This is a genomic window from Streptomyces sp. NPDC031479 (genome assembly GCF_055581065.1).
This window is the reverse complement of record NZ_JBVIKC010000012.1, coordinates 127,585-153,778: the sequence shown is the minus strand read 5'-3', so window position 1 is coordinate 153,778 and position 26,194 is coordinate 127,585. Positions and strand designations below refer to the sequence as shown.

Sequence of the window (26,194 nt, the reverse complement as noted above, 5' to 3'; positions counted from 1 at the left end):
GGGCCTTCGAGGGGACGGGCTAAGGGAGGTCGGCGGGGAGGGTGAAGTGGGTGCCCCGGGCGGCGGCGTCGACGTGGACGACGTGGCGGCCCACGCGGACGGTCTGGGTGCCGGCCGCCAGCCAGGAACCGGCGGGGCCGTCGCTGTCGGGCAGGGGCGTCCAGACTTCCAGGAAGGTGCTGCCGTCGAGGTTGGTGCCGGTTTCGATCATGCGGGTGCCCTCGGGCCGCAGGGTTCCGATGTCGTGGCCGGGGGAGCCCACGTCGTGGTGGAAGGTGACCTGCTCGCCGTCGTAGGAGGTACTCCCGGCGAAGCCGCGGCTGTCCGCGTACAGGGGGCCGCTCTGGAGCCAGACGACGTGCCCGGTTTCTTCGAGCGGGCCGCCGTCACGGCTGATTCCGGCGCGGAGCCACGCGCCACGGGTCGGTGCGTCCATGGGGCCATGGTGGCAGAGGTCCTGCCGCGCGCCACACGGCGGCCGTATCGCCGTCGACGGGCAGGGAGCCGGCAGCCCGGGGACCGACCGGTCCGGTCCTGGTCGGACCGGTTGTACGGCACCGTAAGTATCTTGACGTCGAGATTGATCTCGGGCAGGCTGGCCGGCGTCGGGTATCTCGACATCGAGATACTTTTGCTGAGGATACGGGGCTCGGGATGTGGCGGGGCGGGGACGGCCGGGGGAGCGGGAAGAGCCGACGGGGCCGACGGGGCCGGCGGGGCCGACGGGGCGGAGAGGGCGGGCCGGGCCGGCGGGGTGAGGCCGGCCTGCTGGCACAGCTGCGCCGGCCGCCGGGGGGCCGCCCCGCACGGATCATGCTGCTCGCCCTGTTGCTGGACCGGACCGGCTCGGGAGTGTGGGCCGCGGCCTCCGTCCTGTACTTCACCTTCGTCATCGGGCTGGACGCCGGGCAGCTGGGCCTGCTGCTCGGCACGGCCGGAGTGGCGGGCATCGCCGGCTCGCCGCTCGCAGGTCACCTGGCCGGCCGGTTCCCGGTGCGCTCGCTGCTGATCGGCTGTCATCTGCTCCGCTTGGCGACCCTGTGCGCGCTGCTCGTCGTCACCCGCTTCGAAGCGCTGCTGCTCGTGGTCGCCCTCACCAACCTGGGCGACCGGGCGGCCAAGACGCTGGAGATGCTCTTCGCCACCCGGGTCGCGGGCGAACGGCGCGCCACCTACCAGGCGTTGTCGCGCAGTTCGGCGAACGCCGGCTACGCCCTCGGCGCGGGCCTGGCCGCGATCGGCCTCGCGGTGGGCAGCCGCGAGGCCTACCAGGCCCTGATCCTCGCCAACGCCCTGTCCTTCGTCGCGGCCGCCACGCTGGTGTGGCGCACCGGGGAGGCGGGCGGCCGCCCGCAGGCGCGGGCCCGCACGGGCAGCCCGGCCGGCCAGGCCGAGGCCGGTCGGGAGGGGCGGGAAGGGGGGTACGGACCGACCGGGCGGCGGCAGCCCGGTCCGAGTCCGTGGCGGGACCGCGGATACCTGCGGTTCGTCCTGCTGGACATGCCGATGAACCTGGACGACTCGCTCCTCAACGTGGGGCTGCCGCTGTGGCTGGTCCACCACACGGACGCACCCCACGCGCTGGTCCCGGCCTTCCTCGTGATCAACACCGTGCTCGTCGTCGTACTGCAACTGCGGGTGTCCGCCAGGGTCGAGCAGCCGCGCCAGGCGGCGGGCGCGGTCCGCCTGTACGGGCTGACGATGTTCGCCTGCTGCGCCCTGCTCGTGCTGTCGACGGGAGGCGGGGCCTGGACCGCCTCGGTTGTCCTCCTGGCGGTGGCGGTCCTGGTCACGCTGGCGGAGCTGGTGCGGTCGGTGAGCTCCTGGGAGCTGGCGGTGTCCCTCGCGCCCCGGGAGGCGCGGGCGTCCTACCTGGGGGTGGCGGGCATGGCACAGTCGGTACAGAAGTCCGCCGGGCCGCCGCTGCTGACGGGCGCCGTGATGGCGGCCGGACCCGCCGGATGGCTCGTCCTCGGAACGGCGGTCGCGGGCCTGTCCGTCGTACAACGGCGCTACAGCCTGCTACGTCTGGACGCCCCGGCGGCCCGGACCGGCTCGGCCCGGAACCTCAAGGCCGAGGCCACCCCCGCGACCACATCGCCGTCGCCGACCCCGCCCGCGTAGGACGGCCGGCCGAGGAGGTCGCCCGTACCGCAGGCGCGCGGGCGGCATGCTCGGCAGGGTCACCGCCAGTCGGTGCTGGTCCTCACCAGTGAGCGGAGTGACCGGGCCACGTCCGGGTCGAAGGGCTCGGTGCTGGGGGTGAGCATCGCCGCGGCGGCTGTGGCCACGCCCAACGCGCACGCGCTGACGGGATCGTCACCGGCGGCCAGCCGCGTGGTGAGGGCGGCGACCATGCTGTCTCCCGCCCCGGCATCGCTCAGCGGCTCGCCGGGCAGTGGCGGCGCGTAGAGCCTGGTGTGGCCGCGGCCGGTCGAGCACAACGCGCCCAGCGCTCCGAGGGTGGTCACGGCGATCTCGGCAGCCCCCGTGGTGAGCAGGTGCTCGTTGAGGGCCCGGGCGTCGTCGAAGCCACGGATGGCCCGGCCTGCCATGCTCTCGGCCTCCCTCCGGTTGCATCGCAGGAGGAACACGCCCTCCGTGAGCGCTCCTTGGAGCGCGGGCCCCGAGGTGTCCAGGATCAGCCGGGATCCGGCTGCCTTGACGCGGCGGGCGACAGCCGCGTAGAAGTCGTCGGGCAAGCCGCCGGGCAGGCTGCCGCTGGCCACGACGTACGGGCGACCGCCAACGGCCCCTTCCAGCACTTCCAGACACCGACGCCCCTCGTGGGCGCGCAGTTGCGGGCCGGGCGGCACGACGTGATAGCTGCGGCGGGTCCGGACCTCGACCAGCACGAGTGCTTCGCGGGTGTCCTCGTCGATGTCGACGGCGATGTGGTCGGTGCCCTCTTCGTCCAGCAGCCGGCCGAGACGCAGGCCGACCTCCCCTCCGGCGGTGTGGATGGCCGTGGCTCGTCCTCCGAGCCGCACGACGTGACGGGCGACGTTGATCCCTCCGCCCCCCGCGGCCACGGACCTGACCCGGGCACGGTTCTTGTCGACGGCCTCCAGGCGTCCGACCTCCCAGCAGAGATCCACCGTGGGATTCAGCGTCAAGGTGAGGACCGACGGCTCGCGGCCCCGCTCGGGGGCGCCCTGGGACATCGCGGCCTGTTCCCACGCGCTGCCGACCACCGCCTCCGCCGGGCCGCCGGTCCGACGCCGTCTGGGCAGCGTCATCGCGCTCACCTCCGTGGACAGCAACATGTCCGACCCGACTTCCATACTGGAACAGCCTGACCTCACGTGCCTGCCGTCAGGCGGCGAGCCCACCTCGGCCGCACGGGCTGCTCATCGCTGCGATCGGCGGATGAGGCGGGCGCGACGGGCTGCGGCGAGGTCGAGCACGGCATTGATGGTGTGCGGCGGCGGGGTGTCCGTATCCGGCCCTCCGGGCCGTTGACCTCGACCAGGGCGCGTGTCGCGCGGCCGAGGGGGTGGATGCGACCCGGTGCGGTCCGGCCGATGGGCGGGCGTCCTTCCCGTCGGGCCGGGGCTTCCGGCGGGGCCGCGCACGCGGCCGGAAGGCGCCGTCAGCGCCGTCGGACCGGCGCCCGCGAGTGCAGCCGGGACGTGACGTCCACGGCCCCGGGCACTGTGCGCGCGGCGCGCACCAGTCCCTCGGCCACCACCGCACCGGGCACCTCGCCCTCCAGCCGGACGAGACCGTGGCCGACATGCCCCTGTACGTTCGCTGATCCGGCGGGAACCAGCCGCGTCACGATGTCGCCGCCAGGGCGGAGATAGATCTTCAGAAGGTCGCCACGGCTGACCGCGCCGACGAGCCGGCCGTCGTCGTCGACCACCGCCAGTCGCCTGAAGTGGCCGGTCGCCACCAGACGTGCCGCGCCGGCGATGGGGGGGCGTCCCCGGGCACAGTGACGGGGGAAACCGTCATCCGCCGGCCCGCCGTCACGGCGGGCGAGGCGCCGGTGCCCTCCGCCTTGGCCGGCAGGCCGGCTTCCGAGACGACCCCCACGACGAACCCGCTGCCTACGATGCCCGCCTGGACATCGATTTCACCCCGCTACGCGGCGACGAGCCGGCGACAGAAGGTTTTCGCAGGTCGAGTGAGCCCATGTGTCCACGAGTCGGGGGCTGTCACATCGCTGCCGACCTGGTTGGGCGTCATCTTCAGGTCTCCGTGGGCTCCTGATCGTGGTGTTCCTGCTCCTGCGCCCAGGTGGCGGCCCATTCGTTGAGCGGACGGAGGGCGTGAATGAGTTCTGTCCCCAGCCGGGTGAGCTCGTAGCCATCGGCCGAAGGGGCGATGATCCCGCTCGATACGAGTTCGCGGAGCCGCTGGTAGAGGACGCTGGATGACAGGCCTTCGCACCGTGCCAGCATCGCGCGGGCGCCGAGTGGGCCCGAACGGAGCTCCCAGAGAATGCGCAGCGCCCACCGGCGGCCGAACAGGTCCATCGCGGCCATGATCGGACGGCCGGTCGTCGATCCACGAACCGGTTTTCCTGGGCGCGGCGTTGGCATACGTCTCCTTGCGTTTCGCTATTAGAAACACTAGCATCCACCCCGGCGTTTCTAATTTCGAAACGAGCTCGACGGGAGAGCGATGTCGCGGATAGCCCTGCTGGAACCGCCGTATACCGACCAGGTCGGCGCACTGCTCGCGCGCATGATGCCCGGAGAGGCCCCACCGATCGGGCTGTTCCGGATGTTCGCCAGAAACCTTCCGATGGCCGGCGCCATGCACGGGTGGGGTCGCTACGAGCTGAGCCGGCAGCTGACGCTGACCATGCGGGAACGCGAGATCGTCATCGACCGGACGTGCGCGCTGTGCGGCTGCGAGTACGAGTGGGGCGTGCACATGGTGACGTTCGCCGAGCGAGTCGGCCTCACTCGCGAGCAGGCGACTTCGCTGGTGCACGGCGGTCCCGCCGACGAATGCTGGACATCCGAGCCGGAACGGCTGCTCATTCTCGCCGTCGACATGCTGCATGAGTGCTCCGACATCGATGACGCGTTGTGGGCACGGCTTGCCTCGGTCTTCGACGAGCCCCAACTGCTCGACCTGCTCCTGTTGTGTGGGTGGTATCACGCCGTCAGCTTCGCCGCCCGCACCGCTCGCATTCCGCACGAGCCCGGCGCACCACGCTTCGCCGACTTCCCGCCCCGCACTCGATGAGGCGCCCTGGGACGGGCTGGAATGCCCGCCATCGCCGACCCCGTCGACCGGGAGGCCTTCGTATCCGTCTCCGGCACGTTCCCCGGTCGCCGGAGGCGCCCGGGGCGCTGAGGAAGACATCGCCGGGACGCGAACCGGCAGCCGTGGGTGGCAGAGCCGGACCAGGCCGGATCAGCACGTCCTCTCACACCGAACACAGGAGGTTTCCATGGCCAAGGGCTACTGGGTCAGTGTCTACCGCGCCACATCCGACCCTGAGAGGCTGGCCGCCTACGACAAGCTGGCCGGCCCGGCTGTCCGGGCGGGGGGCGGGCGGCTCCTGTCCCGTGGCGGTCGAGTCGTCGCCCACGAGGCCGGAAACACGCAACGTGTCATTCTGATCGAGTTCGACAGCTTCGAACAGGCCGTCGCGGCATACGAGAGCGAGGCCTACCAGAAGGCGCTGGTGGTCCTCTCCGACGCCGTCGAGCGCGACTTCCGCATCATCGAAGGCATCGACTGACCGACGGCCCCAGCCAGCCATCGCTGAGCATCCGTCACCTGATACGCACACGGTGCTGGACGACGACTCACGGGACGAGGTCCGGGCCGGGAGGGGAGGACCGGCCTTCGTGCAGGGGCCGGTCGGTCCTTCCGCGCCCCTCCCGGCCCGGGGAAGGTGAATCCCGGTGGCGCCCGGTCCTTCCCCGGGCCCGCGCCACCCGTGCACCACCTTTCCGCCGGCCGATCCCGATGCCCCCGCGCATCAGCACGGAAGACAGACCCGTGAAACGCACCCTCGTCGTCGGAGTGGACGGTTCCCCCGAGAGCCGGGCCGCGGCCGACTGGGCCGCGCGGGAAGCCGCGCTCCGCGACCTGCGCGTCCACGTCGTCCACGCCTGGCAGCGGCAGCCGCTCGCCGCCCCGGTCGTCCAGGACCCCGCTGGCACAAGGGGCAGACGCACTACTCGGGTGCGGCTGGGCCACGATGGCCGTCACATCCGGGAGCCGAACACACCTCTACATCCACCATCCCCTCCAGTGCCCGTGCAACCGACCTTGATCGCAGGACAGCTGCACGGGCACTGGCGTACGAACGGCCCCGCACATTTTCGATCACCCGAAAGTGTGATCATTCCGAGCTGGGAAGATCGGCACCGCGTCATATGTGCCGGCGGACACGGGCTGCCCTCGCAATGACGATCCCACACCCCCAGAAGCGAAAACCGCAGTTCATGGAGCCATAGACCGGTGTGGCACAACGGTCTAGGTCAAGATCCACACTCAATCTGACTCATGGACCGCTGTGGATCAGGGAGGCCCACAGATCGGGTCGGTCGGGGTGCTGGCGGCGCAGCTCGAGCGTCGCCTGGTGCAGAGCTCTGGGCGCGTCGTCGGCAGAGCCGGACAGCTCGCCGTAGAACGTGCGGGACGCCACCGCGCCGAAGCTGTCGTTCAACGGCCATAGGCTTGCGATGACGTGGCGGAATCCGGCCAGCTGGAAGGCAGATGCAAGGTTGAGCGATTCATCGACGTGTTCCAGGTTCCGGTACCCGGTGGAGCATGCAGACAGGTAGGCGAGTTGGGTGTCGGCCAGGGTCAGGCGGCTAATCTCGGGGATCGTTAGCACGCCATCGCTCAGGCACAGCCCGCCGTTCGAGGGGGCACTGTAGTCGGCCAGTGCGTGGCAGGCGAAGTGCGCCCAGGTGGCAGTGGATAATCCGGCGGCGACCTGTCCTATGGTGGCGTCCTGGTTGAGCAGCGGCGGCTGGTCGGGGTGGCGGTGGTGCAGGTCGAGGGCTTCGGCGAGGGCGCCGGGCAGGCCGGGCAAGCCTGACGTGTTCGACAAGGCCACGGTCAGCTGGCGCCGCGCTGCCTCCGAGGGACGGCCGTGGGCATGCGCGAGGATCCGCAGCGTCGGGGTGTAGGAGGAGACGAACGCATCCAGTGCGCCGAGGCGGCCGGGATGTCCGGCGGCATGCAGTGGGAACAGACCGAGCAGCCCGATGGGGAGCCACCAGACCCGATGTGGGGTGTTGCCTGCCGGGAAGGCCTCCCTTACGGTCCGTACGACCGTGTCCCACAGCCAGGCGAGCCGGTCCGCCATCGTGCGGTCGCCTCTCCCGGTGTGCGCGGAGTCGACCATCGACCCGGCCTGAGCCTCGACGTCGCTGGAAGACAGCCCGGGCAGCGGCACCTGCTGGATGTCTCCTTCGGATCTGATCAGGATGGCGTCGGCCCGATCCCGGCCGCAGTTGACCAGAACGACCGTCCCGCCGGCCGCTGCCCGCCGCAGCTCCTCCACCCGAGGTGTCATCAGGAACCGGGTGAATCCGGGATGTTCTCGTATTCGCGCGATCAGGTCCTCATAGCGGTCCCAGAGGACGGACTGGGACGCTGACGAACGGGCAAGCTCCTTGCGGACCTGCCGGAACGGACGTGCCAGCTGCGGGATTTCACGGTCCAGGTCGGTGAGGTCGTCGTGTGCGTCGAGTACGGTCGCCAGTTGCATACCGCGGCCCAGTTCGGCCTGCTGAACGGCTCGGAGCGGATCGAGGAGAGCGCAGTGTGCGGCAAATGCCTGGCTGACCAGCCCACGGTGCTCGCCGAACCGGCGTTCCCGGTCGGTCCAGCTAGTTCCACGCAACGGTACGGCGGGCATCAGTTTGACGGCGACGTCCAGCACCCGCGCGGCCAGGTCGTACTGCCTGCAGGCGTTGGCGAGGGTGCCCAGGTTGCGTCCGGCCAGGGCCCGTGCCATCGGCGAGGCGCCGTGCGCCGACTGCAGCCGGGCCTCCCACGCCTCCAGCGTCTGACGGTCTGGTGCCAGGACGTGCGCGTCGGGGACGAGGTGCGCTCTGGCGAGCTGGGCTACTACGGGGGCTACCTGCGGGTGACCGTCGGGCGTGACGTCCAAGGCCTGCCGCAGATCCTTTACCGCGCGGTCGAGTTCACCGCTCTCCCGATCGGTCAGGTAGCGGTGTAACCGGGCGCCGCCGCGAATGGACAGCCGGATCGGCAGTGCCGGGCTGTCGCCGGGGGTCGCGGCGACAGCCCGGTCGGCCAAGTCCAGGGCCCGGTCCAGGTCGGCCCTCTGGCCGTCCTTCTCATATCGTGCCGCACAGGCAACCGCGAGATTGGCCATACGCCCGGCGTAGCGGGGATGGTCGGGAGGGGTTGTGTCGACGACGGGGTTCTGCAGCTCGATCGAACGGGCGAGGTCGGCTGAATCGCTGTCGGACTGGAAACGACGCTGGTAGAAAGCGCCAGCGTTAGCCATTACTGCCAGGCGTTGGTCCGGGTCCTGGGTCGGGGTCTCCATCGCCTCCTCCAGGCACTCGATCGCCCGCCTCAGGTCGGTGGCGACCGCGCTGAGCTCGTTTCGGGCTCCGTAGGCCAGGCCGAGATTGGCGAGGATCATCACCCGCTCGGCGGCGTGGGCGTCGGCCAGGTCGAGGGCTTGCTCGTGGCAGTCTATTGCGTGGTCGAGATCTGCGGGCAAGCCATAGCAGGCGGAGCGCTGGCGGTAGGCGCTACCAAGTTCGGTGAGCCGGAGGGGGCGTTCAGCATTGGGAGCGGCCGCGGCGGCAAGCTCAAGGTAGGTGACGGCGTCATCGATGTTGTGGGGATTGCCTTGTTGGACGTAGCGGTCTAGGTGTCCACGAGCGACTTGGGCCACTTGTTCGCATGGCAGCGAAAGTCGCGAGCGGAAGTCGTCGGCCCGCAGGTGGGTCCATGACCATGTGCGCGGGCGGGGCGGGCTGATGGGTCGGGGGATGCCAGCGCAGGTGTCGCAGCGGGCAGTCTCCGGAGTGACCGGGCCGCCGCAGTCCGGGCAGTGCGCCAGGCCGAGTTGCGTCAGCGTCGCTGGGGCCTGCAGGTTTCCCAGGTACGCAGCGTACGCAAGATGGACGGCCGCCTGCTCCGGCTGGCCGAGGTAGCGCAGGGTCATACCGAGGGCGAACCGGCCGCTGCCGTGGCCAGGCTCGAAGTACACGCACAGCGCCAGCGGATACAGCGCACCCGCGACGTCGTTGCTGTTGAGCCTGCTGGCGCCGAGCAGGAACTGGCAGCCGACCGAGGTCGGGGTCAGCTCGGCTGCGGTCGTCAGCAACTGCGCTGCGCGGGCGTACTGCCCGCGCAAGAACAGGCCCTTGCCCTGCTCGAACAGTTCCTCGGAGCGAGCCAGGTCGGCACTCACCGACCACCCCCCGCGCGGTCCTCCCTGGCCACGACGCGGTTCATGCAGACCATGCACGAGAGCCAGCTGCCCCGGCCCTCGCGAGGCGGGCACAGCGGCGGGCCGTCCAGGACACCGGACGCCAGGTACCGCTCGGTCACCCCCACCTCGATCTGGCCGACAAGCTCTCCCCGATAGATCTTCTTCGCGCAGAAGTCACAGGTGTCGCCGACCGTCGGCTGCTGGACGGTGGCCGGCCAGCGCCCGAAGACGTACTCCCACGCAGCTGCGGCAAACTGGACGCAGTCTTCGGGGTCGACCGCACCCGAACGCTCCGGCACGGTACCGCGCAGGGCATGCTCACGCGCTGCGGCACGGTCGAAGGCGAAAAGCTCGCTGCAGTCTTCACAGATGAACCAGGGGGTGGCACTGCCTGCGACCTGGCCGATCAGCGCGGAGAAGACGGCCAGAGCGCGTTCGGCCCCGCCGAACTGACGCACGATGTCGGTCGCAACTCGGAACTGGTTACGCCAGTAAGCCTCCGACAGCACTACTTTCGCGGTCGTCAGAGAGTAGCTGTGGGCTCGTTCGGTCTCTGCGTTGCAGCTGTCGCACTTACGCATCGGTACCCCTGTCTCCATGTCGTCCGATCACGCGTTCGCCGGAGTCCACGTGCCGGTCGCGGCGTCCCAGTGCAGTTCTGCTCCCCGTATGCCGTCTGCGCTGATATCCAGCTCGATGGCCCCCAGCCGCGCGGCGTCGTCGAAGTCCTCGGGAAGAACCAAGGTCGTCCGCTGCGCACCGGGCGTGAGCACATCCAGGTCCCCGCGGCCGTCCCTGTGGTTCCACAGCAGTCGTAGCCGTCCGGCGGCGGCCACTGCCGACTCTCCCAACCGTTCGCCCAGTTTTGTGGCAAAGGCTTCCACGAACGGCCCGAGGAACTTCACAGCAACGAATCCGGAGGCGAGTACGACGACCGTGGACTCGGTGGTCCGAAAGGCGTCGTCGGGGTGCCGGCCCGTCCGGTAGGACTCATCAGAGCGTGCAGCGGCCAGACTCGGGAAGTGCTCGGTCTCGTCACCGCCTTCCAACAAGACGGCGCGCCACCGTTCCCCGAGCTCCTCAAGCCGTGCTCGGCTGTAGCCGAGCGCGCTCAGGGCCGCTTCCTCGACCTCCCGTTCGCCAAGCTGTTCGGCGAGACCTGCGGCCAGGCGGCACAGGTACCTGCCTTCGCTCGTCCGGCCGACCTCCATCAGCACCGTGCCTAAGTCGCTCAGGGCCCGTGCCTCTCCTCTGCGATCACCGGTCGCCCAAGCGCGGGCCAGGGCGCCGGCGGCTACGTCTGCGGGCGGGAGGTTCGCTGTCATACTTGCTCTTCTCACTGTTCAGGCCACGTCTGGTACATCCCTGCGCGGACATGGATGCTGGATGACGGAAACACCGGATCCCACGCGAATTGGCTTCCGAGGACTTCTGCGAGTGTGTCTGCCGGAAGAGTGGTCCACTCCCAGTCGCGGGCGGCGGCGCGAGGGGCGTTCCGGGCCAGACATTCCGGGATGTTCAGCGAGGGCGAGAAGAGCCCGAGTTCCGCGGGCGATCGGCGTTGACAGGTCGTTCATCGGCTCACACGAGCCGGATCACACGACGGAGTCATGCACACCCCCCAGAGGAACGACTCTGTCTCGTCGGTCGGATTGAACCAGAAATCGACCCCAATCCGCCAGGCAAACCGTGGAGCTTCGCACCTGCCAGATACGTCAGCACAACAGGGTCCTCATGCCCCTTCCAGCCCTGGGATTCTCAGCACCGCGTCAGAAGTGCTCATCAGAGGTCATCGCTCGCGAGAACATGACACGGATTCTGAGTACCCACACGTGGCGCCTGCGGTATCCCGAGGTGGACGTCGTCACGCACGTCGAGAGGGGAAGCGGCGGCCACGTACTGCTGTCCGCGGGGTCGGACGCCCGGCTGCTCGTCGTGGGCCGACGGGTCCGCGAGTCGGCACGGGGCGGCGCGCGGGTCGGGTCGGTGGCCCACGTCTTGCTCCACCACTCGGCCTGCCCCGTCGCCGTCGTCCCGCACCACTGAACCGCGGACGGGCCCGCGGACGGCTCCTCCTGCCCGGACGGGGCCGCACCCCGGCCGGGCGGTGTCCGCTCGGGACTGGCGATCAACGCCGCCTGCACGCGTTGCTCCACCCCGGGCTTGACGGAGAGCCGCGAGGCGATGTTCTTGACGGTTTTCTCCGGGAGTGGCTTCGTTCACGTCCGGCAGCAGCGTTGGTCGGTGAGTCAACAGCCGTTGGTGATCAGCACGTTCGCAGATGTTCACGGGGAACTACGGCACTGTCGTCAGCGAGGACGCTCGTGCCGATCACCACGGCGACCAGCGCCTCCAGGGAATCCGGCACGGTAATCTCAGGTCATGCCTGACACATCGGTGGCGCACTTCTATGACGAACTGGCCGACGACTACCACCTGATCTACTCGGACTGGGACGCGGGCATCCGTCGGCAGGGGGACGCCCTGGACGCACTGATCGACCAGGATCGCGCGGCGGTGCTCGACTGTTCCTGCGGCATCGGCACACAGGCCATCGGCCTGGCGCTGCGCGGGCACCGGGTCACCGGGACCGACATCAGCCCCCGCGCCGCCGCCCGAGCTGCCGGGGAGGCCGCCCGCCGGGGCCTGAGCCTGCACACGGCCGCCGCCGACATGCGGCGCCTCCCGTTTGCCGATGGCCAGTTCGACACGGTCGTCTGCGCCGACAACTCGCTGCCCCACCTGCTGACGGAGCAGGATGTGAACGCCGCCCTGGCCGAGATGCGCCGAGTCCTGCGCCCCGGCGGCCGGCTGCTGATCAGCACACGGCCCTACGACGACCTGCTGCGCGATCGTCCGGCATCGACGCCTCCTCAAGTCTCCGGGGTCGCCGAAGCCGACGGCGGGGGGCGAACCGTCACCTTCCAGCTCTGGCACTGGCACGACGACGGGGAGCACTACGACTTGGAGCACTTCCAACTCCTCCCGGCAGGCGGAGAATGGCGCGTCCAGGTCCGCCGGACGACCTACTGGGCACTCGGCCGGGACCGGCTGGTCGGCCTCGCAGCCGAGGCCGGGTTCGTCGACCCCCAGTGGCGGATGCCACAGGAGACGGGCTTCTTCCAGCCGCTGCTTGTGGCCCGCGCGGGCGAGTAGGGACCTTGCTCCGTACGCGGAGCCGCTCCACGTCAGGCGGCGGTGATCAGCGATGCGTCGCACGCTCCCCGGGGCTCGACCGGGCCGGCTGCTCCGGTCACTTCTCGCGCGGTTGGAGGCGGAAGTCCGGGCAGGCGTCCGGGTCCGCGTCGTCGTAGATGAACGTCCTCTGGCCTGCGGGGATGGCCCCCGTCCTCCGGCGCCGTCGGTTGAGTCAGAACGGCGGGTCTTCGCTGTAGCCGCCGCCTGTCCAGTCGCCGTCCCGGGAAGCGCGTGCGGCTCTCAGGCGGGCATAGTGCTCGCGGGCCGCGATGTCGGACGTGTTCTCCAACCCCCTGGTCTCGTGACCCCATGCCTTCAGCGCGTCCAGGACGCGGTCGCGATGATGTCGGTCAGTGCTGGCGGCCAGGAGACGTCGTGCATGGCCGGCCAGATCGGCCTGGTGCTGGGTGAGGAGGGGGTGTTCTATCAGGGGAATGGCAGCGATCAGTGCGGAGTGGCGCACGTCCGCGTCGTCATGGCCGAGAAGGGCTTGAACAGCGGAGAAGATCGCCGGCCGTGCGTCCCTGAACGCACGCATCTCCGCGAACTCATCGAGACATCCCTCACCGTAGAGGCTTTCGTCAAAGGCAACGCACTCGTCGTTGGCGTCGTAGGCGGTGCCACCGAGCCAGTCGAGGAGCTGCACGAGGGTCGGGCGGGTCGTGGCGTCGTGGCAGTGGTCGCCTGCCGTGATGGCCGGGTGGTCGAGGATCGCCGCGACGAAGAGCGCCACGGGCACGGTGGCCTCGTAGATGCTGTTCTGATGGGTTACGGGTCCCAGCGCGTCCTGGAGCGCGGACTCCCTGATGACCGGGTCCGGGCTGGTCAGGAGTGTCAGCGCCGCCGGCAGGGATTCACCCGTGCCGCAGGCCGTGGCGAGCGACGCCCAGTTCGTGCTGTCCAGCAGCGTCTGAAAGGCAGGGAGCCCGGCGGGGCGAGGCTGCTCGGTCTGGCTGCGGCTGTGGCTGCGGCTACGGCTGTGGGTCACGGGCTGAGGGTATTGCGTGGACGAGTCAGAGTCGTGCCCGGGTGTCACGCAAAGGCACGAACACCGGCATCCTGACCGTCGTCCGGGCCGACGCTACGCGCGGCCGGTGCCGGCCGGTCCCCCGGAAAGGGACCTTCGGCCCCGTCCGGAGGGACTGCCGGGCCTTCCGGGGCACGTGCGCGTCGGGTGGACTGACGGGGCACGGGAACCGTGGGGTGCGGGTGCCCGGGGCGGCCCAGATCTCCGCGACGGGCCGCTGTGCCGGTACCGCGCGGAAGCTGCCGGTCGGTGCGGGTTCACATGTCGTCGACCGCGTAGGCGAGGTGCTGTGTCACCCCCACCACTCCGTCGACGGTGCGGCAGAGTCTTTCGATCACCGGGATCAGGCTCTTGAACTGCACCGCACCGTGCAGTTCGACCCGGCCGTCGGTCACTTCGACGGTGACGGAACCGGGCTCCTGGCGCAGGGTGCGGTCGAGCACGTCTGCGGTGATCTCGTGGCGGATGTCGTCGTCGTCGCGGAGGAAGATCTTCAGGAGGTCGCGCCGGCTGACGATCCCCACCAGTTTGTCCGCCCCGTCGACGACCAGCAGCCGCTTGACGCCCTGCGCCTCCATGAGGCGGGCCGCTTCGGCGACCGTCCAGTCGGATCCGGCGCACACGGCGGGAGCCGACATGAGCTGCTCGGCCCGTGTGCCCTCCGCCTTCTCGCGCTCCAGTGCGTCGGGCTCGGGCAGGATGCCCGGGAAGTCGCCCTGACCGGCCGACTTGGGCAGGAGGTCGCCCTCCGACACCACACCGAGGGCGTGTCCCGCGCCGTCGACGACGGCGACGGCCGACACCCGGTGCTCGGTGAGGGCGCGGACGACGTCCTTGAACGGCGCGTTCCCCGGTACCGTCACGACCTCGCGCGTCATCAGCTCGCCTACTTCTCGATGTCTCACCCGTCTACTCCTACCGCTCTGTGGCTCGTTGGGCGTTGACCGACATGTCGTCCTGCCCGCACATGAGCCGATTGACGGCTCCTGGCGAGGAGGCGGAGAAGCGGCTCGGGGCCGCGCACCACACGATCGGGAGCCTTCGTGTGGGTTCAGCCATGGGCCATGACGGCGACCGGTGCGGCACCGAGCCCAGGTGTGCGCCGGGGGGCGAACGGCGCGCGTGCCGCCCCATCAAAGCGGCCGGGAGCCTCCAGCCGGCCGGCATCAGGCCGCCGCGCGGGCCTCCCCGTCAAGGGCGAGGCGTACGTCCACCACACCTTCGACCGCCCGGATCGCGCGGGCCAGCAGCGGCACCAGGGCCCGGTCCCGAAGCGGTCCCTGGAGGGTGACCACACCCTCCAGCACGCTGAACCCGACATGGGCAGGCAGGGGCAGCTCGCCCAGGACGAGCTGGCGGACCTCGGCTTCGATCTCCTCATCGGGGCGCAGGAACACCGTGAGAAGGTCACTGCGGCTCACGACGCCTTCGAGCATTCCGACACCGTTGACGACCGGCAGCCGTTTGACGGCCTTGCGTGCCATGATGCGCGCGGCTTCGGCGAGGGTGGCGTCAGGGTGGACGGTGACGGCGGGGCTGGACATGAGTTCCTCGGCCAGTACGGCGCCGGCTTTGGCTGCTTCGTCGAGGCGCTCCGTGTGGCTGGGGGGCTCGTCGCGCCGGTACTCCTCCTTGGGCAGGAGATCGGCCTCGGAGACCACGCCCACCACGCGGCCCTCGCCCTCCAGCACCGGCAGGGCGCTGACCTTCCACTGGTGCATCAACTGGACGATCTCCTTGTACGACGCCTCGCGGCCGACGGCGATCGCGGTGTGCGACATGACGTCGCTGACGGTGTACCGGGTTGCGGGCATGACGGACTCCGAGGGCTCCGGTGGGGGAAAAAGGGGCTGGAACATCCACGACCAGCCGACCAGCTCGCCGGGACCCAGGCTCTCGATCACGGCCGGCTGCCTGCCGGGCACGTGCAGATCCGGCGAGACGGCGCCGGACCGAACGGTGTACGCATACGGCCCTCCATTCGGATCCGCCTTCAGTCTGCGGCGCCGCTCCGCGGGTCGGGATGGGCCGACCGGCCCTCGTCGGAGCCCGACCGGCCCATGCCGGAAGTGCCCGGAGGGGCGATGGTGGGCACGAGCGGGCGATCGGCCACCGCGACCGTACGGGAAGGGACGGACACCTGCGATGCAGCGGTACGTGTACGACTTCGCCGAGGGCGGCCCGCACACGGCCGCACTGCTGGGCGACAAGGGCGCCGGTCTGGCCGAGATGACCCGCATGGGGCTCCCCGTACCCCCCGGTTTCACCGTCACCACCGAAGCCTGCCGCGTCTTCCTCGCGACGGGTGAGCCGCCCGCGGAACTGGCCGCCCAGATGGCGGACCACTTGGCGGCCTTGGAACGGAACGTCGGCAAGCGCCTCGGACGGGTCAGCGATCCCCTGCTGCTCTCCGTCCGCACGGGAGCCGGATCCTCGACGCCCGGCATGGCGGAGACGGTCCTCGACGTGGGCCTCAACGACCTCTCCGTCCTCGGTCTGGGCGTCGCACCAGGAAGTGAGCGGTTCGCATGGGACTCCTACCGTCGCTTGGTGCAGATGTTCGGCAGCACGGTCATGGGAGTCGACACATCGCTCTTCGAGGAAGTCGTTCTCCGTGTCGAACGACAACACGCGGTGGCCGACGACGGTCGGCTCGACGTGGTGGACCTCATCAGACTGGTACAGACGTTCAAGGACCTGATCGCGGAACGGACCGGTGAAGAGTTCCCGCAGGATCCGGCCGAACAGCTGCGGCGGGCGGTCCTGGCTGCTTTCGCGTCGTGGAAGGCAGAGCGTGCACGGCCGCACGGGCGCCGTCACCGTCGTCGCCGTGGTCACCTCCCCGACCCCGGCGTCGCGGTGAGCGTGCAGAGCATGGTCTTCGGCAATCTCGGCCCCGACTCCGGCTGTGGCGTCGCCTCCACGAGGGACCCGGCCACCGGCAGGCGGGGCATGTACGGGAGCTACCTGCCCAACGCCCAAGGCGATGACGTGGTGGCCGGGATGCGTGACACCGTGCCGCTCGGGCGACTCGCGGAGCTCGCCCCCGGGGCCCACGCACGGTTGCGTGACTGCATGGAGCGACTGGAGGACCGGTACGACGACCGGTGCGACATCGAGTTCACCGTCGAACGCGGAACGCTGTGGATGCTGCAGGCCCATGTCGGCAAACGCCCGCCTCAGGACGTCCAGGCACCGCTGACCGGTCCGCCGGCGGAGGCGAACCCCTCGACGGCGGAAGGGTGACTGCCGTAGCCGGCAGGTGTCGGGGACGGGACGGTGGTTCAGGGGCGTATCTGCTCGATGAGGCGGAGGTTGCAGGACGCCTGACCCCTGCTGTTCTTCGCCAGCACCCAGAACGTTCCGTCGCCGTCGCGGCCCACCACGGTCGACGCGCCCTTCAGCGAGTCGGGCTTGTGGTTCTTGGCCACGTCGTACAACTCGACGAGCGCCTGTTCCCGGGTCTTGTTGCCGTTGATGGTTCGAACGAGCCTGATCTGCCGATGCGGTGCCGCTCCATCGGCCGTGCTCGTCTCCTCCGAGATGATCAACCACGTGGACATCGTTCAGCCTCCTTGTGACGGGTGGTGTCGGCGCCCGCTCATCACGAGCGGCGAACCGCATCCACATCCACATCCACATCCACAGCCGCATCCCGGGGCCAGACACGACCTACGTCTCCTCGGCCTCGCCCCTGCGACGGTGTCCGTTCCGGGCCGCGGACTCATCGCGTCGGCGGCTCGTACTGCCCTTCGAGGCCCATGCCACGCACCAGCTCCTGCATCAGCAGCTCGAACATGGGCTCCTGGTCGGAAAAGAGAGGGGCGAAGTGCCCGAAGACCTCCAGCGCGATCTGGCCGTAGAGCGACCGCCAGCAGCTCAGCATCACCACCATCGCGCCGGGGGGAAGGTCGACCCCGGTGTCCGCCCGGTAGTCCAGCATCTGCTGCCGCAAGCGCGGATCCATCTCGTCCTCGGCGAGGACCGGGAACGGGCGGTCCGCCCACAGCTGCACGAAGACCGGACCCCAGAGGCCGGCGAGCCGCCGCACCCAGGAGCTGGTCAGCTCGCGGTGAGCGTCGCCGGCAGCCGTGGCCGGTGTGCCGAACAGCAGGTTGAATTCGGGCTGGTGCGTTATGGCCCAATGCCGCAGCACGCGCACCGGTTCGATCATCCGCATCGCGAAATTGTCCGCGGGGTGGGAGAGGGCCGCGGCCTGGAGCTCGTTCACCAGATCGTCGACGATGTCATCCGCCACCCGGTACACGATCTCCGGGAGCCCGCCCTCGAAATGGTGGTAGAGGGCGGCGGGGGTGACCTCGACGCGCCGGGCGATCTCGGCCAGCGTGAGGGCCTCGACGCCCTGGTGGGTGATGACCTGACGGGCGGCGGAGCGCACTTCCGCGGACATCTGAGCCCGTAGCCGTTCACGACGCCCTGATGCCGCCATCCGCTCGCCTCTCCTCGCGCCTCGACCCCGGGGAGTACGCTACGTCATTCCTCGTCGGAGAATTCGGCGCGGTGGTCCTTGGCGGAGATCCGCCAACGGTCCACGAACCGGTCCATGAAGGCATAGCTGACGTCCTCTGGCTTTCCCTGCGGATTCAGGGTCACTTGTGCCTCCTTTCCCTTGACTTGCACCTTCTTCACCAGCATCCTGCGCCCACCGTCCGCCAGGAAGTCCGCGTCGGAGCTCTGTGAGGCCGTTTCCATGTACGCGGTGCAGTCTCCGTTCGCCTGTTCCAGGGTCTGCCGCGCCTCCGGGGTGTACAAAGCGCACATGCGAGCGAAGTCCCGGTCCCTCATCGCAGCGCCGAACGCGTCCCAGGTCTCCCTCACGCCGCCTTCCCCCGGGTCCGCCCCGATGGATGCCACGCTGCGCGCGGAGATGAGGCTGCCGCCGCCACCACGCGCGTCGACCGGTCCCGGGCCGGCGCCGTCGTCCCCGCCGACCCACTGCGTGACGCCGTAGCCGCCGAGTACGACGGCCAGGAGGGCGAAGGCCCCGAAGCCGATGCGGGTGGTGCGCTTCCTGCTGCTGTCGATGTTGCCGCCGGCGACCTGGGCGTTCTTCCCGCTGATGCCTCCGCCGTTGATGTTCACCTGGTGGTGCGACGAGCCGGAGGTGGCGGTGCCCTGGTTGGTGTGGTGCTGGTAGAGCTTCACCGCGTCGTCCAGTTCCCGCGCGAACGAGGCGTCGCTCCGAGCGGAGGTGGCGAGCAGGCTCGCGGCCTCCATCCGCCGCCCGGAATCCTGCGGAGCCTCTTCGAACCGCTCCAGCACCCTCGCGCCGTCAGCCGTGGACCGCAGGCGCTGCTTCACCAGGTCGGCGACGGAACCGGCGGCCAGGTTCTGGAGGACTCCGGCCAGGAAGTCCCCCGCGATGCCGACCGCTGCCGCCGCCAGGATCCCGAGCTCCACCATCTTTTCCTCCCCGTATCCGGGTCAACTGCTCAAGCGGTCAAACCCTTGAGCTAAAGGGCCTTTAGAAAGTAGCGCACCTTTAAGATCGACTTCCAGTCAAGTGCGCCAAGGAAAGCCGGACTTGGTGTGAGTATTCAGTGGCTGCCGCAGTAAACACCGGATTTACTGCGGCAGCGCCGATATTCTCGCCCGGGGCCGGGTGCGCACATTCACCGCGAGAGGACCGGAAGGGCGGACGGGTGGCGATCGAACGAGCGGCCGTGCCGGAGACCGAGACCGAGACAGAGACCGAGACAGAGACCGAGGGCGAGATCGCGTCGCGGGTGCCGCGTCCCCGGGCCGAGCCGCCGCTGCCCGTCCCACCGCGGACGTACGCGTCGGCAGTCGAGCGGTACCTCGCCGGCGCGGGCATCTCGGAGTCCTCCGTACGGATCTACCGGATCTCGCTCACCACCTGGGGCTGGATGCTGCGCGGCGAACGAGCCCCGACCGGGCCGGCCCGCCGCCGTGCGACGCCCCCGCCCTTCGACCTCGCGGCAGTCGACGACCCCGGGCTGCCGCCCGTACTCGCCGAACTCGCGGCGGCGCGGGCGGACGAGATGGACGCCGACACCGTCAACCGCGAAGTGTCCATCGCGCGCAAAGCGATCGGCTGGTGGCAGGCCCAGGGCTGGATCGAGGCAGACCCGACGATCGGGGTCGAACGGCGCCCGGCACCGCCGAACCGCACGAAGGCGCTGTCGAAGCCTCAGATCGCCGCCCTGTGGGCGTTGGAGTCGTCCTTACGGGAGAAGACGTTCTGGCGGCTGCTCTACGAAAGCGCCGCACGGGCCGAGGAGATCCTGTGCCTGAACGTCGAGGAGCTGTCGCCCGCCGACCAGCGCGGCCGGGTCGTCTCCAAGGGCGGCACCCCCGGGTGGATCCACTGGCGGTCCGGCACCGCCCGGCTCCTGCCCCGGCTCATCGCCGGACGCACCCACGGCCCGCTCTTCCTCACCTACCGCAAGGCCCCCGCCCGCACCCCGGCTCCCGACACCTGCCCGACGACCGGCCGCGCCAGACTGTCCTACCGCCGGGCGGAACAGATCTTCGAGGAGAGCACGCGACTGCTGGCCAACCCCCTCGCCGGGCCGGATGACTTCGACGCGCTGGAGGGCTGGACGCTCCACCGGCTCCGCCACGGCGTCCTCACCCACGACGCGGGAGACGGCACCCCGACTTCCACGAGCCCCGGATGAACGCTCCCCGATGACCGGCTCCGTGCCGCGCCGAACTCCAGGAGCAGGGTCACGGCCACGAGCGCTCGCAGCCCCGGTGCCGGCGGCCCGCTGCCGACCCGCCCGCTGCGGCGCGGGCGCGACCCGGCAGGACACCCGCATTCCGCGTTCCGCGGGGCCTTACCCGCGGTCGCCCGCGTCGAGGCGGTGGCAGGCGTCCAGCAGGGCGGCGAGGTCGCGGGACGGGGGGCCGGGCCGGACGGCGAGGGAGGTCGGGACGGTCGGTGCGGGGGTGGTGAAGGGGCGGAAGGCGACCCCGGGGGCCGGCTGGATCGCGGCCTGGGCGGCGTAGTAGACGGTCCAGGTGGGGCGGCCCGCGGCGATGGCGGCCAGGGTGTCCTGGTCGTTGGTGAACGGCGGCCCCGGGACCGGCTCGAAGCCCGCCGCCCGGCAGGCCGCGGTGACGGCGTCCACCAGCGGCGGGTTCTCCTCGCGCGCGGCGATCCGCAGGGGCAGCCCGGCCGGGCCCGTGAGGTCCGCCAGGTCCACGTCGGCCCCCGCGGCCAGTGGATGGCGCGCGGGGAGGGCGGCGACGAGCTCCTCCTCCCACAGCGGCAGCAGTTCCAGGCCGGGCCGGGGATCCGCGCCCCGCACGAAGGCCGCGTCCAGCTCCCCGTCCCGGACCTGCCCCAGACGCGTCGTCAGGGGCACGCCGACCAGTTCCACCAGGAGGGCGGGCGCGCGCTCGGCGAGGTCGGACAGCAGTTCCCCGAGCCGGCGGCCCAGGCCGGTGCCGGTACCCACCCGCAGCGTGGCGTCCCGCTCCGTGCGCAACCCGGCCATCGCCCCGGATGCGGCCCGTCCGGTGTCCAGCAGGGCGCGTGCGTACGGCAGGAACACCTGCCCGGCGCGGGTCAGCGTCACCGTACGCGTCGTGCGGTCGAACAGCTCCAGGCCGAACTCCCGCTCCAGCCGGCGGATCTGCTGGCTGACGGTCGGCTGGCCGATGTGCAGCCGCTCGGCGGCGCGCCCGAAGTGCAGTTCCTCGGCCACCGCCGCGAAATACCGGACCTGGCGCAGCTCCACGCGTACCTCCCGCCCTCCTGCCGATTCATCGCGATCATCGATGAGTCTAGGTACGGATCAGGCGTTGGACGGAACGCCCTCCCCGACTGGAATGGCCTCCGGCCTCACGAACGGCGCCGGGACACCGGGCCGCACAACGGAAAGGGACCGTCATGCCGGTCGCGCACGTCAACGGAACCGGCCTCTCCTACGAGGACCACGGCGCCGGACGCCCCCTGGTCTTCCTGCACGGCTGGGGCACCAGTGGCCGCGTGTGGGACGCACAGACCGCCGACCTGGGCCGCGACCACCGCGTGATCACCGTCGACTGGCGCGGGTGCGGCCGGTCCGAGCGGCCCACGACCGGTTACACCATCGCCGATGTCACCCACGACACCCTGGAGTTCCTGGACGCGCTGGAACTCGATGCGCCGGTGCTGATCGGCTCGTCGATCGCCGGGGCGTTCGTACTGGAGGCCGCGCTGGCGGCGCCGCGGCGGATCGGTGCCGTGATCCCGGTCGACGCGGGGGTGCACCACTTCGCGGCGGACGGCATGCGGGAGGCGATGGCCGAACTGCTGGCCGACCTGCGGACGGACCGGGCCCGCGCGCTGGCCGCCTTCGTGCCGCACTGGTACCGGCCTGGGACGGACAGGGCCGTGATCGACCGGACGGTACGCCGGCTCCTGGACTCCACCCCCCTCATCGACCGGCTCGTTGCCGACCAGGCGGACTACGACCCGCGCCCCCGCCTGGGCGGGATCCGGGTGCCGGTCCACTTCCTCCACGGCGAACGGGACACCGAGGTCCCGCCGGAGGTGCCGCGGGAGTGCGCGGCACTGATCCCGGGGGCCCGGCTCACCGTGATCGAGGACGCGGGCCACATGTCCCAGCAGGACCAGCCCGAGCGCTTCAACGCGGCGCTGCGCGCCGCCCTCGCATCGGTGCCGGTCATTCTTCCGGGGGACGGTTCGTCGGCTCGGGGATGAGCCGGCCGAGGCCGGGCGTCGTCCTGCCGGGCGACGCGAGACCGGCATGCCCGCAGGCAGCATCTGGACATGACGACAACCGACATTCCGAGTGCTCCCGCGGCCGCGCCGGTCTGGGCCCGCCGTGCCGCCCATGCCATCGCCCTGTGTGCCCTCCCGTCCGGCCTGTGGCGCATCGCCATGGCGTCCGGGGTCTACGTCGGCTACAGCGACGAGGTCCTGCGGGACGTCTACGCCATCCCGGGGTGGGGCATCGCGTACGTCGTCGGTCTGTCCGTCCTCGCCGAACTGGCCGCCCTCTTCCCGCTCCTGCTCGTGAGCGACCGCCCGCGGCTGCTGCGCTCCCGGACTCTTGCCGTGACGGCCTGCACCGCCGCAGCCGTCCTGGTCGCGGTGACGCTGTGGCAGGTTGTGGTCGCCCTGACCGTCGAGAGCCACACGTACCTCTCGAACGGTCCGGCCCGGGTCGTCTGGGCCCTCCTCTTCGCCCCGCTCGCCGCCATACCCGTGCTGATGACGGCCGTGACCTCCTCGTACATGAAGCGCCGACGCGGAATCCGGTGACGGGTGGGTGGTGGACCCCGCGGGCCGGTCCCGGGCGGACGGGGCCCGCACCGGCGTGACCGGTGCCGCCGGGGGGCGGAGCGCCCGCCGGCCGGGCCTCTCGAAGAGCGTTCGAAGGGAGATTTTTCAGCATTCGGGCCCCTCCCCAGCCCCATGCTCGCTACCGTTTGCCGTCACCGCAGGAGCCGATGCGGGCGGGTGATCGGGGGAACGGCAATGGCGTTACATCCGGGTCTGCGTGCCGCGGTTCGTCAGGCGATGTCGGATCCGGAGGGACCCGTGCCGTGGTCGTCCGACACGCGCGACAGCGTGCTGGCCGGCCGCACGCACTACAACGTCGCCATGACGCTCTACGACGTGCGCGACCGGCTGACGCCGGACCAGACCGTCGCGGCCGGGGACCTCGCCTTCGACGAGGTCTACCTGGCCGCCTGCTACTACCTCGCCCGGTCCCGCCACCTGCCCGAGGAGCAGCGCGAGTGGAACCTGAACGCCACCCGGTTCCTCTTCGACGTCGTGCACGCGGTCCGGCCCGAGCTCGTGCCCGAGCACCTGCGCGAGCTGCACGAGCGGGATCCGCGGGGAGTGGCCCCCGTGTACGAGATCGTGCACGCCGTGGGCGTCGCCCTGTTCCTGGGCAGCGTCGAGGAGGGCCACGAGCAAGGCATCACCGCGTCCACCGTGTGCCTCCTCTGGGCGCGGCAGGAGGCCGAGGGCACGCCGTCCGAGCCCCACATCACCTTCAACCTGGGCTCGGCCGTACTGGCGATGGCCGGTGTCGCCGGCGAGCCGGGGAAGTACCGGCGGGCGGGGCTCGACCACATGCGCCGGGCCCTCGCCGCCCTGCCCGACGGCGACCCCTTCCGCCCCGGGATGCTGGCCGGGCTCAGGCAGGCGCTGGCCGAAGAGCCGCCGGCCGAGCATCCGGACGGCAGCCCGGAAGCCGAGGTCAGCGCATACATGCGGGACGGCAGCCGGGAGCGGCTCGACCGGGCCGTCGACATGCTGCGCGCGGCCGTCGACGCGCCGCGGGCAGAAGAGCCGTACCGCAGCCGGCGCCGCGCCGAACTGGGGCAGGTACTGCGGATGCGCTTCGAGCTCATCGGCGAGATCGCCGACCTCGACGCGTCGATCGCCGTCCTCGAAAACGTTCTCGGGACCACCCCCGACAACGCAGGGTTGGACGACGAGACGCTTGCCGCGACGTCCTCCTTCCTGGGCCTGGCCCGTCTGGACCGGTACCAGACCTTCGGGCAGGCCGCCGACCTCGAAGCCGCCGCGGAAGCCGTCCACCATCCCGCCGGCGCACGGGCGGCCGCCTCTCCCCACCACGCCCAGCGGCTCACCAACCGGGCCGCGGTCCTGACGGCACGGTTCGGCCGCCACCACGACCTCGCCGACATCACGCAGGCCATCGACGATCTGACGTTCGCGGTGTCGGCCACACCGCCGTCCCAGCACGACCACCCCGTGATGGCGGTCAAGCTGGCCGTGGCCCTGTCGGAACGCGGGACGCACACCGAGGAGCCCGGCGACCTCCACGCGGCCGAGAGGCTTCTCAGGCCGCTCGCCGGGGACCCTTCGGACGCCGGCCCCAACCAGCTGATGGCCCGGCTGGAACTGGGGCACGTCCTGCACGCACGGGCCCGGCTGCTGGGTGACATCGAGGACCTGGCCGACGCGGTCGACCAGTACGAGGCCACCGCGCTGGCGCCCGCCCAGGACATCCGCAGTCGGCTGCACTGCGCCGCCCTGTGGGGCATGGGAGCCGCCGAACTGGGCGCCCTGGAAAGGTCCCGCACCGCCTTCGACCTGGCGCTGAGCGATCTCGTGCCCAAGCTGACAGGCCGTGCGCTCGGCCGTGAGTCGCAGGAAGCACGGTTGCGCGAGCTGCCTTCCCTCGCCACCGTGGCCGCGGCCGTATCGATCAGGGCCGGAGAGGTGCGGGAGGCGCTCGTCCGGCTGGAACAGGGACGTGGCGTCCTGCTGGCCCAGGCACTGGAGCTGCGCGGCCGGCACGACGACCTCAGGGTTGCGGACTCCGGGCTCGCCGACCGCTTCGAGCGGGTCTGCGCCGAGCTGGTGGCATCACACCGCAGCCCACGGCAGCGCCGGAAGTCGGCGGGCGACTTCGACTCGCTGGTGGAGGAGATCCGGGCCCTGACCGACTTCGAGGATTTCCAACAGCCTCCCGCCTGGGAGAAGTTGCGCGAGGCGGCGGCGCAGGGGCCGGTCGTCGTGATCAATGTGTCGCCGCCGGCCTGCTTCGCCCTGCTGCTGACTCCCTCCACCGACGGCGGCCCGGTGACCCTGGACCATCTGCCACTGCAGGTCACGGCGGACGACATCGCCGCCCGTGCCGAGGCCTTCCACACCGCCGTCGCCGCGCTCGTCGACCGGGCGACCCCCGGCCCGGAGCGCTACCTGCAGGACCGCGCCATGAAGGACACCCTGCGATGGCTGGGCGTACACATCGCCGGCCCCGTCCTCGACCGGCTGGGCCTCAGGGGGAACCCGCGCCCCGGCGACCCCCTGCCACGGCTGTGGTGGTGCCCGACGGGGGTGCTGTCCCTGCTGCCGCTGCACGCGGCCCTCCTCGACCAGGACGGCGCGTACGTCCAGGACCGGGTCGTCTCCTCGTACGTCCCGACCCTCGGCTCCCTGCTGCACGCGCGCTCCCGGCCGGCCCCGTCCCCCGACCGGGCCTCGCTCCTGACCGTCGCCGTCGACGCCGCCGGTCAGGCGTACCCGCGCCTGGCAGCCCTGGACGACGAGCTGAAGGCGGCGAGCGGAATGCCGGGGCGCCGACAGCGGCTGCGGGACACCGAGGCCACACCCGACGCCGTGCTCGCCGCGCTGCGCACGCACACCCACGCCCACCTGGCCTGTCACGGCGTACGGGACCCGGGCGACCCCTCGCACAGCCGGCTCCTGCTGTCCGGCGGCGAGCTGACCCTGCGCGCACTGGCCACCGAGCGGCTGCCGAACGCGGAGTTCGCGTACCTGTCCGCCTGCCACAGCGCGGCCGCCGGGGAGGAGCTGGCCGACGAAGTCATCTCCGTGGCATCCGCGTTCCAGCTGTGCGGCTACCGGCACGTGATCGGAAGCCTGTGGACGGTCCAGGACGCCATGGGGCCGCTCCTGGCCCGCGCGGTCTACCGGAACCTCGCGGCACCGGACGGCCCCGGGCCGGCGTACGCCCTGCACCGGGCGGTCGCCGAGCTGCGCGCCCACGGCGACTACGACGACCCGCTGTTCTGGGCGTCGGTCATCCACAGCGGACCGTGACGACGAACGGGAGAAGGGC

The 26,194-nt window shown here is 70.9% G+C and carries 24 protein-coding genes and 1 pseudogene; 11 read left to right on the top strand and 14 right to left on the bottom strand.

The window, feature by feature from the left end; translation table 11 throughout:
* Window positions 1–19 precede the first annotated feature (19 nt).
* Complete coding sequence (locus ACZ5D2_RS16300) at window positions 20–436, bottom strand: hypothetical protein (protein ID WP_331738174.1); 417 nt, start codon at window positions 434–436, stop codon at window positions 20–22.
* A gap of 377 nt (window positions 437–813) precedes the next feature.
* On the opposite strand from ACZ5D2_RS16300, the gene ACZ5D2_RS16295 reads away from it, so the two are divergent.
* Window positions 814–2,124 (top strand): MFS transporter, encoded by a 1,311-nt coding sequence (locus ACZ5D2_RS16295; RefSeq protein WP_468929803.1) that lies wholly within the window; start codon window positions 814–816, stop codon window positions 2,122–2,124.
* A 59-nt stretch (window positions 2,125–2,183) separates the two neighbouring features.
* On the opposite strand, the gene ACZ5D2_RS16290 is transcribed toward ACZ5D2_RS16295, so the two are convergent.
* From ACZ5D2_RS16290 to ACZ5D2_RS16280, 3 genes are all read right to left on the bottom strand, one after another.
* Window positions 2,184–3,266, bottom strand: a complete 1,083-nt coding sequence (locus ACZ5D2_RS16290) for a 1-phosphofructokinase family hexose kinase (RefSeq protein WP_331738180.1) — start codon at window positions 3,264–3,266, stop codon at window positions 2,184–2,186.
* A gap of 326 nt (window positions 3,267–3,592) precedes the next feature.
* Entirely contained in the window at window positions 3,593–3,865 is a 273-nt protein-coding gene (locus ACZ5D2_RS16285) for a hypothetical protein (protein WP_371681477.1), read from the bottom strand.
* Window positions 3,866–4,193: 328 nt separating this feature from the next.
* Window positions 4,194–4,490 carry a winged helix-turn-helix transcriptional regulator gene (locus ACZ5D2_RS16280; protein WP_468929798.1) on the bottom strand — a complete coding sequence of 99 codons (297 nt, stop codon included), beginning with the start codon at window positions 4,488–4,490 and terminating at the stop codon, window positions 4,194–4,196.
* Window positions 4,491–4,629: 139 nt separating this feature from the next.
* Between ACZ5D2_RS16280 and ACZ5D2_RS16275 the strand changes: the two genes are divergently transcribed.
* The 3 genes from ACZ5D2_RS16275 (at window position 4,630) to ACZ5D2_RS16265 (ending at window position 6,381) form a co-directional block, all read left to right on the top strand.
* Entirely contained in the window at window positions 4,630–5,202 is a 573-nt protein-coding gene (locus tag ACZ5D2_RS16275) for a carboxymuconolactone decarboxylase family protein (RefSeq protein ID WP_468929795.1), read from the top strand.
* Window positions 5,203–5,410: 208 nt separating this feature from the next.
* On the top strand, window positions 5,411–5,704 hold the full coding sequence (locus ACZ5D2_RS16270; protein WP_468929794.1) for a DUF1330 domain-containing protein: 294 nt from the start codon (window positions 5,411–5,413) through the stop codon (window positions 5,702–5,704).
* 230 nt (window positions 5,705–5,934) lie between these two features.
* Window positions 5,935–6,381 carry a universal stress protein gene (locus tag ACZ5D2_RS16265; RefSeq protein ID WP_468929791.1) on the top strand — a complete coding sequence of 149 codons (447 nt, stop codon included), beginning with the start codon at window positions 5,935–5,937 and terminating at the stop codon, window positions 6,379–6,381.
* Window positions 6,382–6,475: 94 nt separating this feature from the next.
* Here the strand turns inward: ACZ5D2_RS16265 and ACZ5D2_RS16260 are convergent, their stop codons facing one another.
* Genes ACZ5D2_RS16260 through ACZ5D2_RS16250 form a run of 3 tightly spaced genes read right to left on the bottom strand, consistent with a single transcriptional unit; the run spans window position 6,476 to window position 10,728 of the window.
* Complete coding sequence (locus tag ACZ5D2_RS16260; RefSeq protein ID WP_468929787.1) at window positions 6,476–9,382, bottom strand: CHAT domain-containing protein; 2,907 nt, start codon at window positions 9,380–9,382, stop codon at window positions 6,476–6,478.
* The gene (locus ACZ5D2_RS16255) at window positions 9,379–9,984 is read right to left on the bottom strand and encodes a hypothetical protein (protein ID WP_468929784.1); all 606 of its coding nucleotides are present in this window, start codon (window positions 9,982–9,984) and stop codon (window positions 9,379–9,381) included. Before ACZ5D2_RS16255 ends, ACZ5D2_RS16260 begins: the two co-directional genes overlap by 4 nt.
* Before the next feature lie 27 nt (window positions 9,985–10,011).
* Entirely contained in the window at window positions 10,012–10,728 is a 717-nt protein-coding gene (locus ACZ5D2_RS16250; protein ID WP_468929781.1) for a hypothetical protein, read from the bottom strand.
* A 409-nt stretch (window positions 10,729–11,137) separates the two neighbouring features.
* Between ACZ5D2_RS16250 and ACZ5D2_RS16245 the strand changes: the two genes are divergently transcribed.
* Complete coding sequence (locus ACZ5D2_RS16245; RefSeq protein WP_468929779.1) at window positions 11,138–11,449, top strand: universal stress protein; 312 nt, start codon at window positions 11,138–11,140, stop codon at window positions 11,447–11,449.
* Window positions 11,450–11,785: 336 nt separating this feature from the next.
* On the top strand, window positions 11,786–12,559 hold the full coding sequence (locus ACZ5D2_RS16240) for a class I SAM-dependent methyltransferase (RefSeq protein ID WP_331738192.1): 774 nt from the start codon (window positions 11,786–11,788) through the stop codon (window positions 12,557–12,559).
* Between the two features lie 214 nt (window positions 12,560–12,773).
* Here the strand turns inward: ACZ5D2_RS16240 and ACZ5D2_RS16235 are convergent, their stop codons facing one another.
* From ACZ5D2_RS16235 to ACZ5D2_RS16225, 3 genes are all read right to left on the bottom strand, one after another.
* Window positions 12,774–13,589: a hypothetical protein gene (locus tag ACZ5D2_RS16235; protein WP_468929776.1), complete on the bottom strand. Its 816-nt coding sequence runs from the start codon at window positions 13,587–13,589 to the stop codon at window positions 12,774–12,776.
* 296 nt (window positions 13,590–13,885) lie between these two features.
* Entirely contained in the window at window positions 13,886–14,533 is a 648-nt protein-coding gene (locus ACZ5D2_RS16230; RefSeq protein ID WP_468929774.1) for a CBS domain-containing protein, read from the bottom strand.
* 261 nt (window positions 14,534–14,794) lie between these two features.
* Window positions 14,795–15,442, bottom strand: coding sequence for a CBS domain-containing protein (locus ACZ5D2_RS16225; RefSeq protein ID WP_468929890.1), 648 nt, complete (start codon window positions 15,440–15,442; stop codon window positions 14,795–14,797).
* 331 nt (window positions 15,443–15,773) lie between these two features.
* Between ACZ5D2_RS16225 and ACZ5D2_RS16220 the strand changes: the two are divergent.
* A pseudogene (locus ACZ5D2_RS16220) lies at window positions 15,774–16,802 on the top strand (PEP/pyruvate-binding domain-containing protein); the annotation flags it as partial.
* Window positions 16,803–16,912: 110 nt separating this feature from the next.
* Here the strand turns inward: ACZ5D2_RS16220 and ACZ5D2_RS16215 are convergent.
* The 3 genes from ACZ5D2_RS16215 to ACZ5D2_RS16205 all read right to left on the bottom strand — a co-directional run bounded on the left by ACZ5D2_RS16215 (window position 16,913) and on the right by ACZ5D2_RS16205 (window position 19,052).
* Window positions 16,913–17,191 carry a hypothetical protein gene (locus tag ACZ5D2_RS16215; protein ID WP_331738201.1) on the bottom strand — a complete coding sequence of 93 codons (279 nt, stop codon included), beginning with the start codon at window positions 17,189–17,191 and terminating at the stop codon, window positions 16,913–16,915.
* 161 nt (window positions 17,192–17,352) lie between these two features.
* Window positions 17,353–18,039 (bottom strand): TetR/AcrR family transcriptional regulator, encoded by a 687-nt coding sequence (locus tag ACZ5D2_RS16210; RefSeq protein ID WP_331738204.1) that lies wholly within the window; start codon window positions 18,037–18,039, stop codon window positions 17,353–17,355.
* Between the two features lie 83 nt (window positions 18,040–18,122).
* Window positions 18,123–19,052, bottom strand: coding sequence for a hypothetical protein (locus tag ACZ5D2_RS16205; RefSeq protein WP_468929770.1), 930 nt, complete (start codon window positions 19,050–19,052; stop codon window positions 18,123–18,125).
* 239 nt (window positions 19,053–19,291) lie between these two features.
* Here ACZ5D2_RS16205 and ACZ5D2_RS16200 point away from each other — a divergent pair, with 239 nt between their 5' ends.
* Entirely contained in the window at window positions 19,292–20,290 is a 999-nt protein-coding gene (locus tag ACZ5D2_RS16200; RefSeq protein WP_468929767.1) for a tyrosine-type recombinase/integrase, read from the top strand.
* Window positions 20,291–20,449: 159 nt separating this feature from the next.
* Here ACZ5D2_RS16200 and ACZ5D2_RS16195 read toward each other — a convergent pair whose 3' ends face one another.
* On the bottom strand, window positions 20,450–21,355 hold the full coding sequence (locus ACZ5D2_RS16195; RefSeq protein WP_331738213.1) for a LysR family transcriptional regulator: 906 nt from the start codon (window positions 21,353–21,355) through the stop codon (window positions 20,450–20,452).
* A 152-nt stretch (window positions 21,356–21,507) separates the two neighbouring features.
* Here ACZ5D2_RS16195 and ACZ5D2_RS16190 point away from each other — a divergent pair, with 152 nt between their 5' ends.
* The 3 genes from ACZ5D2_RS16190 (at window position 21,508) to ACZ5D2_RS16180 (ending at window position 26,175) form a co-directional block, all read left to right on the top strand.
* A complete protein-coding gene (locus tag ACZ5D2_RS16190; protein ID WP_468929763.1) occupies window positions 21,508–22,323 on the top strand; it encodes an alpha/beta fold hydrolase in 816 nt (271 codons plus the stop codon).
* 69 nt (window positions 22,324–22,392) lie between these two features.
* Entirely contained in the window at window positions 22,393–22,887 is a 495-nt protein-coding gene (locus ACZ5D2_RS16185) for a hypothetical protein (RefSeq protein WP_331738218.1), read from the top strand.
* A 279-nt stretch (window positions 22,888–23,166) separates the two neighbouring features.
* Entirely contained in the window at window positions 23,167–26,175 is a 3,009-nt protein-coding gene (locus tag ACZ5D2_RS16180) for a CHAT domain-containing protein (RefSeq protein ID WP_468929760.1), read from the top strand.
* Window positions 26,176–26,194 lie beyond the last annotated feature (19 nt).

Excerpts from the sequence above, each read along its gene's own strand:
- ACZ5D2_RS16245 (WP_468929779.1), top strand. The coding sequence starts at position 11,138 with ATGCCCCTTCCAGCCCTGGGATTCTCAGCACCGCGTCAGAAGTGCTCA.
- ACZ5D2_RS16240 (WP_331738192.1), top strand. The coding sequence starts at position 11,786 with ATGCCTGACACATCGGTGGCGCACTTCTATGACGAACTGGCCGACGAC.
- ACZ5D2_RS16300 (WP_331738174.1), bottom strand. The coding sequence starts at position 436 with ATGGACGCACCGACCCGTGGCGCGTGGCTCCGCGCCGGAATCAGCCGT.
- ACZ5D2_RS16265 (WP_468929791.1), top strand. The coding sequence starts at position 5,935 with ATGCCCCCGCGCATCAGCACGGAAGACAGACCCGTGAAACGCACCCTC.
- ACZ5D2_RS16225 (WP_468929890.1), bottom strand. The coding sequence starts at position 15,442 with ATGCCCGCAACCCGGTACACCGTCAGCGACGTCATGTCGCACACCGCG.
- ACZ5D2_RS16250 (WP_468929781.1), bottom strand. The coding sequence starts at position 10,728 with ATGACAGCGAACCTCCCGCCCGCAGACGTAGCCGCCGGCGCCCTGGCC.
- ACZ5D2_RS16205 (WP_468929770.1), bottom strand. The coding sequence starts at position 19,052 with ATGGTGGAGCTCGGGATCCTGGCGGCGGCAGCGGTCGGCATCGCGGGG.
- ACZ5D2_RS16190 (WP_468929763.1), top strand. The coding sequence starts at position 21,508 with ATGCCGGTCGCGCACGTCAACGGAACCGGCCTCTCCTACGAGGACCAC.
- ACZ5D2_RS16270 (WP_468929794.1), top strand. The coding sequence starts at position 5,411 with ATGGCCAAGGGCTACTGGGTCAGTGTCTACCGCGCCACATCCGACCCT.
- ACZ5D2_RS16255 (WP_468929784.1), bottom strand. The coding sequence starts at position 9,984 with ATGCGTAAGTGCGACAGCTGCAACGCAGAGACCGAACGAGCCCACAGC.
- ACZ5D2_RS16275 (WP_468929795.1), top strand. The coding sequence starts at position 4,630 with ATGTCGCGGATAGCCCTGCTGGAACCGCCGTATACCGACCAGGTCGGC.
- ACZ5D2_RS16280 (WP_468929798.1), bottom strand. The coding sequence starts at position 4,490 with ATGGCCGCGATGGACCTGTTCGGCCGCCGGTGGGCGCTGCGCATTCTC.
- ACZ5D2_RS16215 (WP_331738201.1), bottom strand. The coding sequence starts at position 17,191 with ATGTCCACGTGGTTGATCATCTCGGAGGAGACGAGCACGGCCGATGGA.
- ACZ5D2_RS16295 (WP_468929803.1), top strand. The coding sequence starts at position 814 with ATGCTGCTCGCCCTGTTGCTGGACCGGACCGGCTCGGGAGTGTGGGCC.
- ACZ5D2_RS16290 (WP_331738180.1), bottom strand. The coding sequence starts at position 3,266 with ATGTTGCTGTCCACGGAGGTGAGCGCGATGACGCTGCCCAGACGGCGT.
- ACZ5D2_RS16210 (WP_331738204.1), bottom strand. The coding sequence starts at position 18,039 with ATGTCCGCGGAAGTGCGCTCCGCCGCCCGTCAGGTCATCACCCACCAG.
- ACZ5D2_RS16185 (WP_331738218.1), top strand. The coding sequence starts at position 22,393 with ATGACGACAACCGACATTCCGAGTGCTCCCGCGGCCGCGCCGGTCTGG.